This is a genomic window from Streptomyces sp. NPDC050211, from assembly GCF_040656035.1.
Lineage (GTDB): Bacteria > Actinomycetota > Actinomycetes > Streptomycetales > Streptomycetaceae > Streptomyces.
The window spans coordinates 16,487-32,754 of record NZ_JBFALC010000044.1 but is presented as its reverse complement, the minus strand read 5'-3'; the positions used below and the strand labels follow the sequence as shown (position 1 = coordinate 32,754).

11 protein-coding genes and 1 pseudogene are annotated in these 16,268 nt (G+C 68.5%); 4 read left to right on the top strand and 8 right to left on the bottom strand.

The window, feature by feature from the left end; translation table 11 throughout:
• Positions 1-18: 18 nt before the first annotated feature.
• From thpD to AB0I98_RS33505, 6 genes and pseudogenes are all read right to left on the bottom strand, one after another.
• Positions 19-906, bottom strand: a complete 888-nt coding sequence (gene thpD, locus AB0I98_RS33530) for an ectoine hydroxylase (protein WP_362948502.1) — start codon at positions 904-906, stop codon at positions 19-21.
• Positions 907-912: 6 nt separating this feature from the next.
• Positions 913-1,311 (bottom strand): ectoine synthase, encoded by a 399-nt coding sequence (locus tag AB0I98_RS33525; protein WP_328367011.1) that lies wholly within the window; start codon positions 1,309-1,311, stop codon positions 913-915.
• A 41-nt stretch (positions 1,312-1,352) separates the two neighbouring features.
• Complete coding sequence (ectB, locus tag AB0I98_RS33520) at positions 1,353-2,624, bottom strand: diaminobutyrate--2-oxoglutarate transaminase (protein ID WP_362948500.1); 1,272 nt, start codon at positions 2,622-2,624, stop codon at positions 1,353-1,355.
• 39 nt (positions 2,625-2,663) lie between these two features.
• A complete protein-coding gene (gene ectA / locus AB0I98_RS33515) occupies positions 2,664-3,182 on the bottom strand; it encodes a diaminobutyrate acetyltransferase (protein ID WP_362948498.1) in 519 nt (172 codons plus the stop codon).
• A 348-nt stretch (positions 3,183-3,530) separates the two neighbouring features.
• Positions 3,531-3,851 (bottom strand): annotated as a pseudogene (locus tag AB0I98_RS33510) (DUF664 domain-containing protein); the annotation flags it as partial.
• Positions 3,852-3,880: 29 nt separating this feature from the next.
• On the bottom strand, positions 3,881-4,981 hold the full coding sequence (locus AB0I98_RS33505) for an aminotransferase class V-fold PLP-dependent enzyme (protein ID WP_362948496.1): 1,101 nt from the start codon (positions 4,979-4,981) through the stop codon (positions 3,881-3,883).
• Between the two features lie 152 nt (positions 4,982-5,133).
• Here AB0I98_RS33505 and AB0I98_RS33500 point away from each other — a divergent pair, with 152 nt between their 5' ends.
• From AB0I98_RS33500 to AB0I98_RS33485, 4 genes are read left to right on the top strand one after another with little or no spacing between them, the layout of a single operon-like run.
• Positions 5,134-5,976 carry a transporter substrate-binding domain-containing protein gene (locus AB0I98_RS33500; protein WP_362948494.1) on the top strand — a complete coding sequence of 281 codons (843 nt, stop codon included), beginning with the start codon at positions 5,134-5,136 and terminating at the stop codon, positions 5,974-5,976.
• Positions 5,973-6,800 (top strand): amino acid ABC transporter permease, encoded by an 828-nt coding sequence (locus AB0I98_RS33495; protein WP_362948492.1) that lies wholly within the window; start codon positions 5,973-5,975, stop codon positions 6,798-6,800. Before AB0I98_RS33500 ends, AB0I98_RS33495 begins: the two co-directional genes overlap by 4 nt.
• Complete coding sequence (locus AB0I98_RS33490; RefSeq protein ID WP_362948490.1) at positions 6,797-7,588, top strand: amino acid ABC transporter ATP-binding protein; 792 nt, start codon at positions 6,797-6,799, stop codon at positions 7,586-7,588. The genes AB0I98_RS33495 and AB0I98_RS33490 overlap by 4 nt, the downstream gene beginning before the upstream one ends.
• A 22-nt stretch (positions 7,589-7,610) precedes the next feature.
• Positions 7,611-8,705 carry an amidohydrolase family protein gene (locus tag AB0I98_RS33485; RefSeq protein ID WP_362948488.1) on the top strand — a complete coding sequence of 365 codons (1,095 nt, stop codon included), beginning with the start codon at positions 7,611-7,613 and terminating at the stop codon, positions 8,703-8,705.
• Here AB0I98_RS33485 and AB0I98_RS33480 read toward each other — a convergent pair.
• Positions 8,695-9,153, bottom strand: a complete 459-nt coding sequence (locus tag AB0I98_RS33480) for a hypothetical protein (RefSeq protein WP_362948486.1) — start codon at positions 9,151-9,153, stop codon at positions 8,695-8,697. The two genes, AB0I98_RS33485 and AB0I98_RS33480, sit on opposite strands and share 11 nt — an antisense overlap.
• Positions 9,154-9,253: 100 nt before the next feature.
• Complete coding sequence (locus tag AB0I98_RS33475; RefSeq protein ID WP_362948484.1) at positions 9,254-16,231, bottom strand: polymorphic toxin-type HINT domain-containing protein; 6,978 nt, start codon at positions 16,229-16,231, stop codon at positions 9,254-9,256.
• Positions 16,232-16,268 lie beyond the last annotated feature (37 nt).

Genomic DNA, 16,268 nt, shown 5'->3' with positions numbered 1-16,268 from the left:
CCCCCGGCCGGGTTCGGCTCAGCGGACGGGAGAGAAATCCCTTGCTCCGATGAACGTCGGCCGCCGGATCGGCGCCGCGAACGGATCGACCGCCGCGTTCTCCACGCTGTTGAACACGATGAACACGTTGCTGCGCGGGAACGGCGTGATGTTGTCGCCCGACCCGTGCATGCAGTTGCAGTCGAACCAGGTCGCCGAACCCGCCCGGCCGGTGAACAGCTTGATGCCGTACTCACTGGCCATCGAGGTCAGCGCCTCGTCGGACGGGGTGCCCGCGTCCTGCATCTGGAGGGACTGCTTGTAGTTGTCCTTCGGCGTGGCCCCCGCACACCCGAGGAACGTCTTGTGCGACCCCGGCATGATCATGAGGCCGCCGTTGGTGTCGTAGTTCTCGGTCAGCGCGATCGAGACGGACACCGTGCGCATGTTCGGCAGACCGTCCTCGGCGTGCCAGGTCTCGAAGTCGGAGTGCCAGTAGAAGCCGCTGGCCCCGAAGCCGGGCTTGACGTTGATCCGCGACTGATGGACGTACACGTCCGAGCCGAGGATCTGCCGGGCCCGTCCGACGACCCGCTCGTCCCGCACCAGCGCGGCGAACAGCTCGCTGATCCGGTGCACTTCGAAGACCGAGCGGATCTCCTGGGACTTGGGCTCGACGATGGACCGCTCGTCGGCGCGGATCGCCGGGTCGGTGACGAGCCGCTCCAACTCCTGGCGGTAGACGGTGACTTCGTCCTCGGTGATGATCTGCTCGAGAGCGAAGAAGCCGTCCCGCTCGAACGACTGGAGATCGGCCGCCGAGAAGGGTCCCGGCGTGCCGGGAGCCGACCAGACGACCGGGTCCTGGCGGGGTACGGCCACCTCGGCGGCGCCTCGGGTGGGGTACAGGTCCGTGATCGTGGTCATGAGTGGTCAGCCCTCCTCGGTCAGCAGCGGGTACACGCCGTTCTCGTCATGGTCCTCCCGGCCGGTCACGGGCGGGTTGAAGACACAGATGCAGCGGAAGTCCTCCTTGATCCGCATCGTGTGCCGCTCGTGACCGTCGAGGAGGTACATGGTCCCGGGCGTGATCGTGTACTTCCGCCCGGTCTCGTCGTCGGTCAGCTCGGCCTCGCCCTGCACGCATACGACGGCCTCGATGTGGTTCGCGTACCACATCGACGTCTCCGTACCCGCGTACAGGATCGTCTCGTGCAGGGAGAAGCCGACCTTCTCCTTGGCGAGGACGATGCGCTTGCTCTCCCAGGTGCCGGACGCGGATTTCACATGCCGGTCGGTGCCTTCGATGTCCTTGAACGAACGGACGATCACGGTGCTGAACAGCTCCCTATCTCAGAAGTGACTCGGTTGGGTCACACGGTTTCGCGTACGGCACGAGCGAGGACGCGCAGGCCCTCGTCGAGCTCTTCGGGGGTGGTGGTGAGGGCGGGCAGCAGCTTGACGACCTCGCTCTCGGGGCCGGACGTCTCGATGAGCAGCCCGAGTTCGAAGGCGCGCTTGGCGATCCGGTCGGCGCGGTCCTTGTCGTGGAACTCCATGCCCCAGACCAGTCCGCGGCCCCGGTACTCCTTGACGTCGGCCAGGTTCTCCTCGGTGATGGAGATCAGCGCCTGCTCGATCTGCTCACCCTTGGTCTGGGTCTGCTTCTCCATCGCGGAGCCGTCGGCCCAGTACGCCTCCAGGGCCGCGGTGGCCGTGACGAAGGCGGGGTTGTTGCCGCGGAAGGTGCCGTTGTGCTCGCCCGGCTCCCAGATGTCCAGCTCGGGCTTGAACAGGCACAGCGACATCGGCAGCCCGTAACCGCTGATGGACTTGGACACGGTCACGATGTCCGGCGTGATGCCCGCCTCCTCGAAGGAGAAGAACGCGCCCGTACGACCGCAGCCCATCTGGATGTCGTCGACGATGAGCAGCATGTCCTGCCGCTCGCACAGCTCGGACAGCGCCCGCAGCCATTCCGGGCGGGCCACGTTGATGCCGCCCTCGCCCTGCACGGTCTCGACGATCACCGCGGCGGGCTTGTTGAGCCCGGAGCCCTGGTCCTCGAGCAGCCGCTCGAACCACAGGAAGTCCTCGACCGTGCCGTCGAAGTAGTTGTCGAACGGCATCGGCGTGCCGTGCACCAGCGGGACCCCCGCGCCGGCCCGTTTGAAGGCGTTGCCGGTCACGGCGAGCGAGCCCAGCGACATGCCGTGGAAGGCGTTGGTGAACGACACGATGGCCTCGCGGCCCTTCACCTTCCGCGCCAGCTTCAGCGCGGACTCCACGGCGTTGGTGCCGGTCGGGCCCGGGAACATGACCTTGAACGGCAGGTCACGCGGGCGCAGGACGAGGTCCTGGAAGGTCTGCAGGAAGGTGCGCTTGGCGGTGGTCGACATGTCGAGCCCGTGCGTGACGCCGTCCCGCTCCAGGTAGTCGATCAACGCCCGTTTCAGCACGGGGTTGTTGTGCCCGTAGTTCAGGGATCCGGCGCCGGCGAAGAAGTCCAGGTACTCGTGGCCGTCCTCGTCGTACATACGGCTGCCCTGCGCGCGGTCGAAGACGGTGGGCCAGCCGCGGCAGTAGCTGCGTACCTCGGACTCCAGGGTCTCGAAGACGCTGAGGTCGGGCTGGGTGATGGTCACGACGAATCGCTCCTCGAAGCGTAAGAGTGTGGGGGGAGGTCAGAGAGACAGGGGCCCGATGCGGTACAGCACTTCGGGATCGTGCGGGCCGTCGGGGAAGTGCCCCGCCTCGAACAGGACTTCACGCTCGACGCGCGCACCGTGGCGTTCGGCGTACGAGGTGAAGAGCCGCTCGGACGCGGTGTTACCCGGCGTGATGGTGGTCTCGATGTCGGTCAGCGGGCGCTCGGCCGCGACGCGCGCGGTGAGCCCGTCCAGCAGCCGGGCGGCCAGCCCCTGTCCCCGGTGCTCGGAGTCGACGGCCACCTGCCACACCAGCAGGGTCCGCGGGCGCTCGGGCCGCACATACCCGGTGACGAAGCCGACGGGCCTTCCGTCGGCGGCGCGCGCCACGGCCGACGTACCGGCGAAGTCACGGCACCACAGCAGATAGCTGTACGAGGAGTTGAGGTCGAGCTTCCCCGAGTCTCTGGCGATTCGCCAGAGCGCGGCGCCGTCCGACACCGCCGGACGGTCGATGTGCAGGTCTGCGTGCAAGTCTGCTTGTGCGGCAGTCATGCGAATTGAATTTACCGAGGGAAAATCCGAATTGCATGGCCGGACGGGGTTACGTGTCGGCGGTTCATGTGTTATCGCGCGGGCGTGAGCGGATGCACGGGAGTGAGAAGTTTGGGGCGATTTGCCCCGTACATAACGGGCAAAACGAAGGTGATGTGTAACGCGTCACAACCGTGCAACCCTCGCGAGATCTGCCCGAAACGCACCGGATCGCGTACGCGAAATCTCTGTGTTTAGGTCGAGAGAAAGCGGGCAGAAGAATACGGGAAGCTGCTCTCGATTGAATTCCCGAATTGCAGGCCGATATTCCCGGAATTCAACACCGAATTCAGGCTCCGGTCACTCCGTGAGCGCCTCGTCCAGTCCGCGGTCGGAGTCCAGGACATACCCGCTCTTCTCCCCGAACACCGGCGGCACGTCCAGCCCGGCGAACACCCGCTGGAACCAGTTCCGTTCGACCTCGGCGAGATGCTGCACGAGTCCGAGGAGGGTGAGCGAGGACGGCTCGACGGACGCCAGCCGCACCTGAGTGTCGTCCAGCCCCGCGCACTTCAGCTGGAGCGTGGCCCGGTGAAAGGACAACCAGCTCTGGAGCATGGGGAGTTCGTCACCGGTCATGAAAGGGACGGGACGGCCGTCGGGGAGAGTGAGGGGTGTGTTCGAAGCCATGAGGCGAGCATGGCATGGGGCACTGACACCTACACCCAGGCAGCCTCGGCCGCCCGCCGGGCCCCGGCCGGATCCACGTCCAGCCCCTTCTCGGCGAGCGCCGCCCCCAGCGCCGCCAGACTCGCCTGGACCGTTCCCCGTGTCGCGTCGGCGCCGTAGTGGTTCACCCGGATCATCTCCTTGGCCAGCGCGCCCCCGCCCGCGGCCAGCGGCAGCGCGGGATCCGACGCCAGCGCCCGCGCCACCAGCTCGGACGCCACCACCCCGGCCGGTGCCCGCAACGTCGTGGCCACCGGCGCCGCGTCCGCGGCCTCGTACACATAGGGCTCCAGCCCGCCGCCGAGCGCCGACGCGCCCGCCCGCGTCGCCGCGGCGGCAGTCGCGTGCCGGGCCATCACGGTGTCCAGGCCGTCCGCCTCGATCCGCGCCACACACGCCTCCAGCGCCAGCATCTCCAGCTGGGCCGGGGCGTGCGGCAGCGCCAGGCGCCCGGCGTCGATCCACCGCTCCTTCCAGTCGAGCAGCGACAGATACGACCGGCGCGGCGCCCGGGGATTCGCGGCCATCCGCGCCCACGCCCGCTCGCTCACCGACACCGCCGACACTCCCGCGGGCCCGCCCATCGCCTTCTGCGCCCCGATCACGCACAGGTCCACGCCCCACGCGTCCGGCAGCACCGGCTCGGCCCCGACGGAGGCGACGGCGTCCAGGTAGAAGAGCGCGCCGTGCTGCCGTACGACCTCGCCGATCTCCGCGACGGGGTTGGTGTTGCCGGTCGCGGCCTCGGCGTGCACCAGCGAGACGAAGTCGATCTCCGGGTGCTCGGCGAAGGCGTCGCGGATCTGCGCCGGGGTGACTGCCATGTGATATGGCACAGCCAGATCGATCACCGTGGCGCCGCAGTCCCGCAGCCAGTCGCCGAAGGTCTGCCCGTACGGCCCGGTGATCACGTTCAGCGCGGTCGTGCCGGGTCCGGCGGTCCCGCGGATCGCCCCCTCCAGCGGCAGCAGCGCCTCACCCTGCATGATCACCACGTTCTGCCGGGTACCCAGCAGTCGTGCCACACGGTCCTCGACGGACGCGAAGTGCGCGGCGCTCAGCGGGGGCAGATCGAGGAATGCGTGGGGCATCGGGGTTGCTCACTTCCTTCGTGGAGGTCTACTCCGCCGATCTTAGGCAGAACGACTCCACAGCCATCGGTTTGGTTTGAGTGACTCAAACCTTTCCTTATAATCGGAACTCAATAATCGGAACTCACCGTTCCCTGACAGGAGGCCCACCCTTGGAGACGACCCTCGGGCGCCGGACCCGCATTCTGGCGGCCACCACCGCGACGGCCGGGCTGGTGCTCGTGGCCGGCTGCTCCTCCGACGACAACGGCGGCGGTACGAAGACCGCGGCCGGCGGCGTCGAAGTCGTCAAGGCGGGCCAGCTCACCACCTGCACGCACCTGCCGTACCCGCCCTTCCAGTCGGAGATCGACGGCAAGGTGCAGGGCTTCGACGTCTCCCTGATCGACCTGGTCGCCAAGGACCTGGGCGTCAAGCAGGACATCGTCGACCAGCCCTTCGAGAACTTCAAGACCGGCGGCTCCCTCAACGCCGGCCAGTGCGACCTGGCCGCGGCCGGCATGACCATCACCGACGAGCGCAAGAAGAACGTCGACTTCTCGGACCCGTACTTCGAGGCCACCCAGGCCGTGCTGGTCGACAAGAAGAGCGGCATCACGTCCTTCGCACAGCTCAAGGGCAAGAAGGTCGGCGCCCAGGCGCAGACCACCGGCGAGGACTACGCCAAGAGCAAGGGCCTCGACCCGGTCTCCTTCGAGTCCTCCGACGCCGTCCTCAACGGCCTGCGCACCGGCCAGGTCGAGGCCGTCGTCATCGACTACCCGGTCGTCCAGGGCTGGCTGAAGGACAAGGCCAACGCCGCCGCCTTCGACGTCGCCGAGCAGATCAACACCGGTGAGCAGTACGGCTTCTCGGTGAAGAAGGGCAACACCAAGCTCGTCGCCGCCATCAACAAGGCGCTCGCGGACGCCAAGGCCGACGGGACGTACAAGAAGCTGTACGAGCAGTGGATCGGCCCGTACGACGAGGCCGCGGCCTCCCCGTCCGCCTCATGACCGACGTCACCGTACAGCCGAAGAAAAAGGGCCTGACCCGGCGCCAGAAGCGCCGGGTCTCGCGCGGCATCCAGTACACCGTCTTCGTCGCGGCCGTGATCGCCTTCGCGGTCTCGGCCGACTGGGACCGGCTGCAGAACCAGTTCGCGCAGGCGGACATCGCCGAGCAGATGTTCCCGGACGTCATCACGCTGGCGCTGAAGAACACCGTGCTGTACACCCTGTCCGGCTTCGTCTTCGGACTGGTCCTCGGCATGGTGATCGCGCTGATGCGGCTGTCGTCCGTCGGCCCGTACCGCTGGCTGGCGAGCGTCTACATCGAGATCTTCCGCGGCCTGCCCGCCCTGCTGATCTTCATCTTCGTCGGCGTGGCCGTGCCGCTCGCCTTCCCGGGCACGGAGATCCCCGGCGGCACCTACGGCAAGGTCGCGCTCGCGCTCGGCCTGGTGTCCGCGGCCTACATGGCGGAGACCATCCGCGCGGGCATCCAGGCGGTGCCCAAGGGACAGATGGAGGCGGCCCGTTCGCTGGGCTTCTCACCGGCGCGGGCGATGATCTCGATCATCATCCCCCAGGCCTTCCGGATCATCCTCCCGCCGCTGACCAACGAGTTGGTGCTCCTGTTCAAGGACTCCTCCCTCGTGCTGTTCCTCGGCGTCACACTGGAGGAGCGGGAACTGTCCAAGTTCGGCCGCGACCTGGCCAGCCAGACCGCCAACTCCACGCCGATCCTGGTCGCGGGCCTGTGCTACCTGCTCGTCACGATCCCGCTCGGCTTCGTCGTGCGCCGCATGGAGGCCAAGGCCCAGGAGGCCGTCAAGTGACCCGTCCAGAGATCCACGTCCGGGACCTGCACAAGTCCTTCGGCGACAACGAGGTGCTGCGCGGCATCGACCTGGAGATCAACCAGGGCGAGGTCGTGTGCGTGATCGGCCCGTCCGGCTCCGGCAAGTCCACGCTGCTGCGCTGCGTGAACCTGCTCGAAGAACCCACCAAGGGCCAGGTCTTCGTCGGCGGTACGGAGCTCACCGACCCCGATGTCGACATCGACGCGGTACGCCGCCGTATCGGCATGGTCTTCCAGCAGTTCAACCTCTTCCCGCATCTCTCGGTGACCGAGAACCTCACGCTGCCGCAGCGCCGGGTGCTGGGGCGGGGCAAGGCGGAGGCGGCGAGGGTCGCCGCCGAGAACCTGGAGCGGGTGGGTCTGTCCGAGAAGGCGACGGCGTACCCGTCGTCCCTTTCCGGCGGCCAGCAGCAGCGCGTCGCCATCGCCCGCGCCCTCGCCATGGGCCCCGAGGTGATGCTGTTCGACGAGCCGACGTCGGCGCTGGACCCGGAGCTGGTCGGGGACGTCCTGGCCGTCATGCGCATGCTCGCAAACGAGGGCATGACCATGATGGTCGTCACCCACGAGATGACCTTCGCTCGTGAAGTCGCCGACCGCGTCGTCTTCATGGACGGCGGAGTGATCGTCGAGGACGGCACGCCGGACCAGGTCATCACCAACCCGGCCCACGAACGCACCCGCCACTTCCTGTCGCGGCTCCTGGACCCCGCGATGGCCGAAGTCGAGGAGGAGACGTCGGACCAGGTGGGGAAGTCCGACTAGGGGCTTGATTAGGGTGCCGTACATGAGCGATCAGGGTGCGGTGCTGCACGTGAAGGGCCGGGTCCTCGTCGGGCCCGACGACGTCCGCGACGAACTCTGGGTGATCGGCGGGAGGATCTCGTACGACCGTCCCGCCGGCGCCCGCGACATCCGTACCGTCGAGGGCTGGGCCCTGCCCGGCCTGGTCGACGCGCACTGCCATGTCGGCCTCGGCCCGCACGGACCGGTCGATTCGGACGTGGCCGAGAAGCAGGCGCTGACGGACCGCGAGGCCGGGACCCTGCTGATCCGGGACGCCGGCTCGCCCTCGGACACCCGCTGGATCGACGACCGCGAGGACCTGCCGAAGATCATCCGGGCCGGCCGGCACATCGCCCGCACCCGCCGCTACATCCGCAACTTCGCCCACGAGATCGAACCGGACGACCTGGTCGCCTACGTCGCCCGGGAGGCCCGGCGCGGCGACGGCTGGGTCAAGCTGGTCGGCGACTGGATCGACCGCGACCTCGGCGATCTGGCGGCGTGCTGGCCGCGGGAGGCCGTGGCGGCGGCGATCGCGGAGGCCCACCGTCTCGGCGCCCGCGTGACGGCCCACTGCTTCGCCGAGGACTCCCTCCGGGACCTGGTCGAGTCCGGCATCGACTGCATCGAGCACGCGACCGGCCTCACGGACGACCTGATCCCCCTCTTCGCCGAACGCTCCGTCGCCATCGTCCCCACCCTCGTCAACATCGCCACCTTCCCCCAACTCGCCGCCGGCGGCGAGACCCGCTACCCCCGCTGGTCCGCCCACATGCACCGCCTCTACGAACGCCGCTACGACACCGTCCGCAACGCCTACGACGCCGGCATCCCCGTCTACGTCGGCACCGACGCGGGCGGCTCCCTGGCCCACGGGCTGGTCGCGGGCGAGGTGACGGAACTGGTCACGGCCGGAATCCCCCCGGTGGACGCCCTGTCGGCGACGGCGTGGGGGGCACGGCGGTGGCTCGGCCGCCCCGGGCTTGACGAGGGGGCACCGGCCGACCTGGTGGTGTACGAACGGGACCCCCGCACGGACGTACGCGTGCTGGAGGCCCCGTTGCGGGTGGTGCTGAACGGCCAGGTCAGAGCTTGAGCTTCATCGACTCCACGAACAGGTTGGGGCGCCCCGCGTAAAGGTCGCTGATCCTCTGCTCGACGTGCTCGGCGTCCCAGACCGCGCTGCGTTCCAGCCCGACGCACTCCTCGGGTGTCGCCTTGCGCACGCCTCCGAGGGCGTCGGTGATTTCACAGTCCTTGGGGTTCAGAACGTTCTGGCGGAAGAAGTGCGGTATTTCCGGCAGCGCATCGGGGGCGACGCGACGCAGGACTTCACCCCATCTGCCGCGCGAATAGGCCTTGTTGTGCACCGCGACCACGAACAGGGGATCACCTTCTGGAACTCCGGAGTCGTCAACGTGTTTCTCCTGCTCATCGGAGAAGAAGGCCACGTACGGACGTACCCCGAGCATCACCGCACAGGCCGACCGCCCGTCCGCGACGGGAACCTTGAGCACTCCACCCGGCGAGAACCGGACCGCCATCGCCTTCCCCTTCCACCCGCGTTGCTCGACCGCGTCCACTCGTACCACAACCGGGAACGGCCCGCCGGTGCAGCCGGCGGGCCGTCCAGGAGACCGGAGATCAGCCAGGTCTGCCGAACCTGCCTGTCGCCGCATTGAGGAAGGTTTCGAGCAGCGGGTTGTCCGCGGCGATGCCGCGAATATCGTTGCCCGACGTTCCGCCCTGGCGTTGAGCGCCACCGAAGTGGTCGATCAATTGCTGCTCGCGGCCGCGGATGGCCTGGTACGCGGGGTCGCTGTGGCGCTGAGCCACCGGCAGCGCGCCTTCCGCGAACTGGTCCAGAACCGCCGGACCGAAGCCCTTGTCGTTCATGTGGTGGCCTGCGTCCCGGGCGGCCACGATCTGTTCAGGCGTACCCACCCCTCTTGACCGGCCGGTGTACACCTCTCCGGTCATCGGATTGGTCTTGGTGTACGTCACGTACGTGGTGTTGCAGTTGTGGACGAGTACCGGCGTGTCACCGGCCATCACCTGGTACGTGTGCACGCCCGCGACGGACAGGTTGTGAACCGTAGCCTCGGCCGTGTGGGCCTTGACCGCTGTGATGCGGATCCAGCTGCCGCTGCCCGTGCTCAGCCATTGGCCGGGCTGGAGGTCGCCGGCGTCCACCCACTGGCCGACGTCGGGGAGCCAGAAGGGGTGGCCTTCTGTGGCGGTGATGGTGGATGTGGGGCCGCCGTCGCTGCCGTCGGTGTCGACCGTGAGGGTGACGAGGTGCTTGGTGCCGTCGCCGGTGATGGTGCGGGTGACCGTGCGGGTCTGGGCGTCGTCGGTCTCCACGTCGGACGCGGCGACCTTGTCACCGACCCGCACATCCTCGATGGCCTTGGTCGTGCCGTCGGCCATCAGCACCTTCGTGCCCGGCGTGAAGCTGTTGCCGACGCGGCAGGCCGCACCGCTGGCCGGGGGTGCCTCCGGGACCTTCGGCGGAGCCGGGGCGGGAGCCGCGGCCGGTGCCGGGGCCGCGGGGGCCGGAGCCGGTGCCGGATCGGCCGGTGCCGCCGGTGCCGGGTCCTTCGGGGCGGCGGGCGCGTCCGGGGCCGCACCGCCGGGCGGCGCCGCGTTGTCCGCGGTGCGCCGGACGTCGTTCGCGGTGTCCGCCGCGTCCAGGATCTCGTCGCCGTACTTGACCGCCTTGGCCGCGGTCGCCCCGTATCCCGCGAACGGGATCGCCGACGCGCAGGACAGGCCCGCGTCGAGGTAGTTGCCCTCGGCCGCGTACCAGCCGCAGTTGGCCAGGTCCGCGACCTCGCCCACGACGGGGATCAGACCGACGACATCCAGCGCGATGTGCCCGATGTCCGACCACGACATGCCGAACAGGTGGCCGTCGATCTCGATGAACGAGACCGGGTTGCCGCCCGCGAAGGCGTACCGGTTGCCGGTGAACGGGTCCGTGGTCAGGCCCATGTCCGCCAGCGCGCCGCCGTACATGTCGCGCGTCAGGAAGCGGTTCAGACCCGGGTCGTAGGTCCTGAAGCCCATGTCGTACGTGCCCGAACCGGTGTCGTAGCGCTTGCCGTTGAAGCGGTACGAGTTGTACGGGTCCGCCGGCTCCTCCCCGCCCGCACCGGGCTTGTCGGGGCCGCTGAACTGGGCGGCGTCGTTCTTGCCGTACGCGGTGTACCCGTACGTCGTCTTGGTGTTGCCGTCCTTGTCGGTCAGCGCCTCGACGTCACCGTGGGGGTGGTACGTGTACTGGGTCGTCTCGGGGTCTTCGTCCTCCTCGTCCTTGATCTGGGTCAGCTTCTGGCCCCACGAGGCGTACTGGAACGCCGTCACGCCCTCGTCGGTCACCTCCTCCCGCAGTGAGTGGGAGGTGATGCCGAGATAGGTGAAGAGCGTCGTCTTCGCGTCGTCGCCCTCGCCCGCCGTCTCACGCACCGTGCGGTCGAACGCGTCGTACGTCATGCGCGTGGTCTTGGCGGCCTCGCCGCTGCCCGCGGTCATCGAGACGGGGCGGTCGAAGCCGTCGTAGCGGGTCTTCTGGATCGTCTCGCCGCCGAAGGAGACGGTGTCGAGACGGCCCAGCGGGTCGTAGTTGTACGTCGAGGACGCGCCGTCGGCCGTGGAGGTGAGCAGCCGGTTGCGGTCGTAGCGGTGGGTGGTCGTGGTGCCGTCGACGACCTGCCGGATGACGTTTCCGGCCGAGTCGTGCCGGTACTCCTCCGTCGCCTCGTCGTCGCCGGACTTGGCGACCTTGGCGATGCGGTCCTGCGGGTCGTAGCTGTACGCGTAGGTGTTGTCGATGGTGTCGCCATGGTCGTCGGCGTCCATCACCTTCAGGACGTCCTCGGTGCGGTGACCGTTGGCGTTGTACTTCAGCGCGTGCTCGGCGACGACCGTGCCGTCGGCCTTCTTCTCGCTGGTCTGCTTCGTCGCGCCGTCGAGGTAGTAGTCGAAGGTGACGACGTTGCCGTTCGGCTTGGTCTGCCGGGCCGGTTCGCCTCGGGCCGTATAGTCCAGCGTCGTGATCTGCTGGTCGCCGGCCGTGGGTGAGTCGGCGTTGGTGATCCGGTGCACCCGGTCCAGGACGTCGTAGTCCAGCTTGCTCCACGTCAGGTCGTGCTGCGTGGTGAGCGTGTTGCCGTTGGCGTCGTAGGTCAGCTCGGTGGTGTCGCGGACCGTGTCGCCGTTGTGCTCGACGACCTTGGTGAGCTGGTTGAGACCGTCGTACTGCAGGGTGTAGCGGTCGGTCTCGACGCCCGGGCTGCGGTCGACGATCTCGGTCTGGTTGCCGTTGGCGTCGTAGCGGTAGGAGAAGTCCTTCTGCTCGTTGTCGGTGTCGCCGGAGTTGTCGCGCACCAGCCGCACCGCGTCCGCGACGACCGTGCCGGTCGCCTTGTCGGTGAGCGTGACCGCCTGGCCGGTGTTCTCGTCGAAGGCGTACTTGCCCAACGACCGCCACTCACCGGGCAGTTCGGTCTGGTCGAGCGTCTTGGTCTCGGTGCCGTCCTTGTGCTTGATCTCGTACGTGGCGTCCTTCGCCGCGCCGTCGACCTTCGGGTACCGGACGTAGACCGTGTAGTCGCCGTTCTGCGGGATGTTCAGCTGCCACGCGAACCGGGACTCGCCGGTGCCCGCGGCGTGCGTGTGCACGTTGAAGCCGTGGTTGCCGTCCACGGCCTGCTCGGTCCAGGTGCCCTGTGTCGCCGTGTTGTTGACGTCGGAGTTGTCGACCAGCGCGACCTGCAGACCGACCGGGACACCGTCGTCCGAGCGGGACTTCATCGCGCCGCTCGGGTAGAACGCGGTGTCGAGCGTGCGCGAGACCGAACCGCCCGCGCTCGTCAGCGTGTTCTGGATCTGCTGGCCCAGCTCGTTGTACCGGTAGCTGTTCTTGATGTCGAAGGCGTCCGTGGACGTCTTGATCCAGCCGGTGTCGAAGTAGGTGTAGCGCGTCTCGTTGCGGACCGACTGGCCCTCCGACGGCGGCGCGCTGACCTTGGTCAGCCGGCTCACGTTGTCGTACTCGTACGTCGTGCGGTCCGGGGTGTTGTAGCGCTCGTCGTCCGGGTCGAACGGGGTCAGCGTCTCCTTGACCCGGTTCAGCTCGTCGTAGACGGTCTCGGCGGCGAAGTCCTTCGGGTCGTCGGTCTCCGTGCCGCGCGGGGTGATGACCCGGGTCTGGTTGCCGACCTCGTCGTACTCGAAGCGGGTGGTGCGCACGACGTCCTCGTCGTGCGGCGAACGGGCCTCGACGAGTGCGGCGCGGGCGTCCAGCACCATCTCGGTGCGGTTGCCGTCCGCGTCGGTGGTGGCGGTGGTCAGGCCGTCCCAGTCGTAGGTGCTGGTGGTGGAGTTGCCGGCCGCGTCGGTCGTCTCCAGCAGCCGGTGGTCGAGGTCGTAGCGGAACTTGGAGGTGTAGTCGTCCGGGTCCTCGCTCTGGTTCTTGCGGGCGTCGACGACCTTCACCAGGTCACCGACGTCGTTGTAGACGGCGCTGGCCCGGCCGCCGGCCGCGTTGACCGCTTCGACCGGCTGGTAGATCTCGTTGTACTTGGTCGTCGAGGTGAAGTCGCCCGGCTCCTCGGTGAGATTGCCCTTCGGCTCGGTCGAGGTGAGGAGGTTGCCGACCTTGTCGTAGGTGAAGGTCGACACGCGCGGGGCGGCGCCCTCCTCGTCGCCGGGCTGGTTCTGCCGGACGCGCTGGTCGGCCGCGTCGAAGGTGCTGGTGGTCTCCACCCCGTTCGGCGCGGTGAACTTCAGGGTGTTGTCGTTCGGGTCGTACTCAGGCGCCGGCGTGACGATGAACTCGCCGGCCTCCTGGTCCAGCGGTGCCCGGTTCTCCAGCGGACGCCCGAAGACGTCGTACGTCTGGGTGGTGGTCGCCCCGTTGGCCTCCTCCAGCTCGGTGACGTTGCCGCGTACGTCGTACGTGGTCAGCGTGCGGTTGCCGAGGGCGTCCTCGATGACGCGGGGATAGCCGGACGGGTCGTAGTCCGTGAACCGGGTGGTGTGCTCGTTGGCGTCGGTCGCGGAGGTCATCCGGCCGCGCGCGTCGTAGGTGTTGGTGGAGGTGAAGTCGTCGGCGGGCTCGGACTCGACGCCCTTGGGGTCGGTGACCGAGGTCAGGTTGCCCGCGCTGTCGTAGCCGAAGCGCCAGGCGCGGCCCTCCGGGGAGACGCGCTGGACCAGGTCGGCGATATAGCCGTCCTCGCCGGTGGCGTAGGTCAGTTCGGTCGCGGGACGGTCGTTCTTGACGGACTCGGCGTCCCTGAGCTGGAGCGGATAGCCCGTCTTGGGGTCGTACTTCCAGGTGCGGGCGGCGCCGTTGTTCTCCTCCAGGCGCGTGACGTTGTTGTCCGCGTCCCAGGCGAGCTTCGTCGTCTGCTGCTTGGCGTTGGTCAGCTTCACCGGGCGGCCGTAGCTGTCCAGCAGCTGGGTGCCCGCGTTGTTCTCGGCGTCGGTGACGACCGTGCGGATCTGCTTGCCGTCGTGGCCGTCGGCGTCCTCGTACCGGTAGCGGGTGAGACCGCCGAGCCGGTCCTTGACCGCCTTGGTGTACCCGAGGAAGTGCAGCTGGTCCTTGTCGTCGTGCGGGCCGACGTAGTCCAGCTTGGTGGTGTGACCGCGCGGGTCGGTGACCTCGGTCAGCTTCACCGACGGCAGGTCGAGTTCCTTGCCGTAGCCGAAGTTGAAGACCTTGCGCAGCTTGGCGTCGGCGTTCGCGCCGTCCGTCAGGCGGCCGAGGCGGCCGTGCTCGGTGTAGATGAAGTCGACGCGGCGCCCGGAGATGTCCGTCACCGACTGGACCTTGCCGATGATGAACGGGTTCAACAGGTGGTCGCCGGTGCGCAGTTCACCGTCCTCGTCGAGGTACGAGTACGCCTCGCCCTTCTCCCAGTAGTCGAGGGTGAGCGTGCGCCGGCCCTCGGCGTCGGTGACGTACTTCAGCAGCTTCTCGCCGAGCAGCTGCTTCTCGTACGTGAACTCCATCCGGTTGCCGTTGCGGTCCACCATCGCGCTGGGATAGCCGCCGCAGTCGAAGAGGAACCGCGTGCGGTCCGGGCGCAGGAACTCCCACGCCTCGCGCTCGTGCGGATGCAGCAGGCAGTGCTTCTCCAGCTGCTTGACCCGGAAGTGCACCCCGGACGGGGAGTCCCAGCCGCCCTTCTTGTTCTTGCTGAAGACATGGCTGGTGCCGTCGCCGTCGGTCAGCGTGATGCTCACCGGCAGCAGCGGCGACGGATGGAAGGCCAGCGGGGTGCCCAGCCGCACCGGCGAGGACGCCTGCAGCGACCATCCCTGACCGGCCGGAGTGACGGACGCGTCCTGCGAGTTGTAGGCCAGGCGCAGGAAGGTGGAGAAACCGAGGGAGGGGTTGGAGAAGGCGTTGTACGACCAGACCGCGTTGCCGGCGTACAGGTTGTTCATCACGCCCGAGCCGGCGCCGGTGTTCTTCCCGGCGTACGAGTAGAACTTCTCCAGGCCCAGCTGGTCGGAGGTCGGATACTCGGCCGTCACCTGGTGCTTCGACGGTGGCACGCCGTCCGACTGCGACAGCCACTTGTGCGTGGCCTTGTCGTACAGGTCCCACTCCAGGCCGAAGGTCAGCCGCTTGTCGAGCGGGTCGGCGAGGACGGGCGACTTCAGCTCGGCGTCGAAGGTGACGGATTCGCCGGGCGGCACGTCCTTCGGCAGATGGGTGGCGTCCCGGTTGAGGATCCCGGTGACGTCCTTGCCGTCGAGCGTCCAGCGGTACGACAGGACGCGCTCGTCCTTCTTCCACACCGTGCCGGTGGTGTTGGTGAGCGTCGCCTCGACGGTGTTGGTCTCGCCGGGGACGACCCGGGCGGGCGTGAAGGGGAGGTGGTAGGTCTCCGACTCGGGCGCGGCGAGCAGCTTCGTGCCCTGCGCGACCTTGCCGATCCCGGGCAGCTCGACCGTGCGCGCCGGGCTGGTCAGGAGCTTGCCCTGCCGGGTGCGGACGGCGATCAGGTAGTGATGCGTCCGGCCCTTGTCGGGGGAGCCGGTGGCCGAGCGGTCGGTGAAGGTGCGAGTGCCGCGCTCGACGGGGGCGACGAGGGTCTCGGCCGTGGGCTTGAACGACGTGGCCGTGGAGCGGTGGACCTCGTACTCCAGCAGGTCGTCGCCCTCGTACGGCGTCCAGGCGAGGTCGGCGCCGGTGGCGTGGACGGTGCGGGGCGCGGTGAGGCGTACGCCCTCGGCGGTGCCGGTCACCCGCCAGCGGGCGGCGGCGGTGGCGGCGCCGCGGGTGCGGTCGAGGGTGAGGTCGCGGGGGTCTACGGACTTGTCGTCGTTCCAGTCCGCGTCGTTCTTCTCGTCGTCCCCGAACATCTTGTCCCAGAGGCCACGGTCCTTCTTGGCCTCGGCGGCGCGTTCGCTGTTGGGGCGCCAGCCTTCTCTGGGGTCGCTGGTGTCGGGGGAGGCCGCGGGTCTCGCCTCGGCCTGGCGGGCGGGTGTCGCAGGAGTGACGGTGAGGACCATCGCGGAGGCGACGGCGCCGATCACCGCGGCACGCAGTCGGGCGCGGCGTGACCGGCCGCGCGAGGATCGAGGTAAGAGGGCTGCCATGTGAAGTGCTCCTTGTCCCCGTGGGCACAGTCATCGC

Bases quoted from the DNA above. Each gene is read 5' to 3' on its own strand.
- thpD (WP_362948502.1), bottom strand. From the start codon at position 906: ATGACCACGATCACGGACCTGTACCCCACCCGAGGCGCCGCCGAGGTG.
- ectA (WP_362948498.1), bottom strand. From the start codon at position 3,182: ATGACTGCCGCACAAGCAGACTTGCACGCAGACCTGCACATCGACCGT.
- AB0I98_RS33505 (WP_362948496.1), bottom strand. From the start codon at position 4,981: ATGCCCCACGCATTCCTCGATCTGCCCCCGCTGAGCGCCGCGCACTTC.
- AB0I98_RS33495 (WP_362948492.1), top strand. From the start codon at position 5,973: ATGACCGACGTCACCGTACAGCCGAAGAAAAAGGGCCTGACCCGGCGC.
- AB0I98_RS33485 (WP_362948488.1), top strand. From the start codon at position 7,611: ATGAGCGATCAGGGTGCGGTGCTGCACGTGAAGGGCCGGGTCCTCGTC.
- AB0I98_RS33480 (WP_362948486.1), bottom strand. From the start codon at position 9,153: ATGGCGGTCCGGTTCTCGCCGGGTGGAGTGCTCAAGGTTCCCGTCGCG.
- AB0I98_RS33475 (WP_362948484.1), bottom strand. From the start codon at position 16,231: ATGGCAGCCCTCTTACCTCGATCCTCGCGCGGCCGGTCACGCCGCGCC.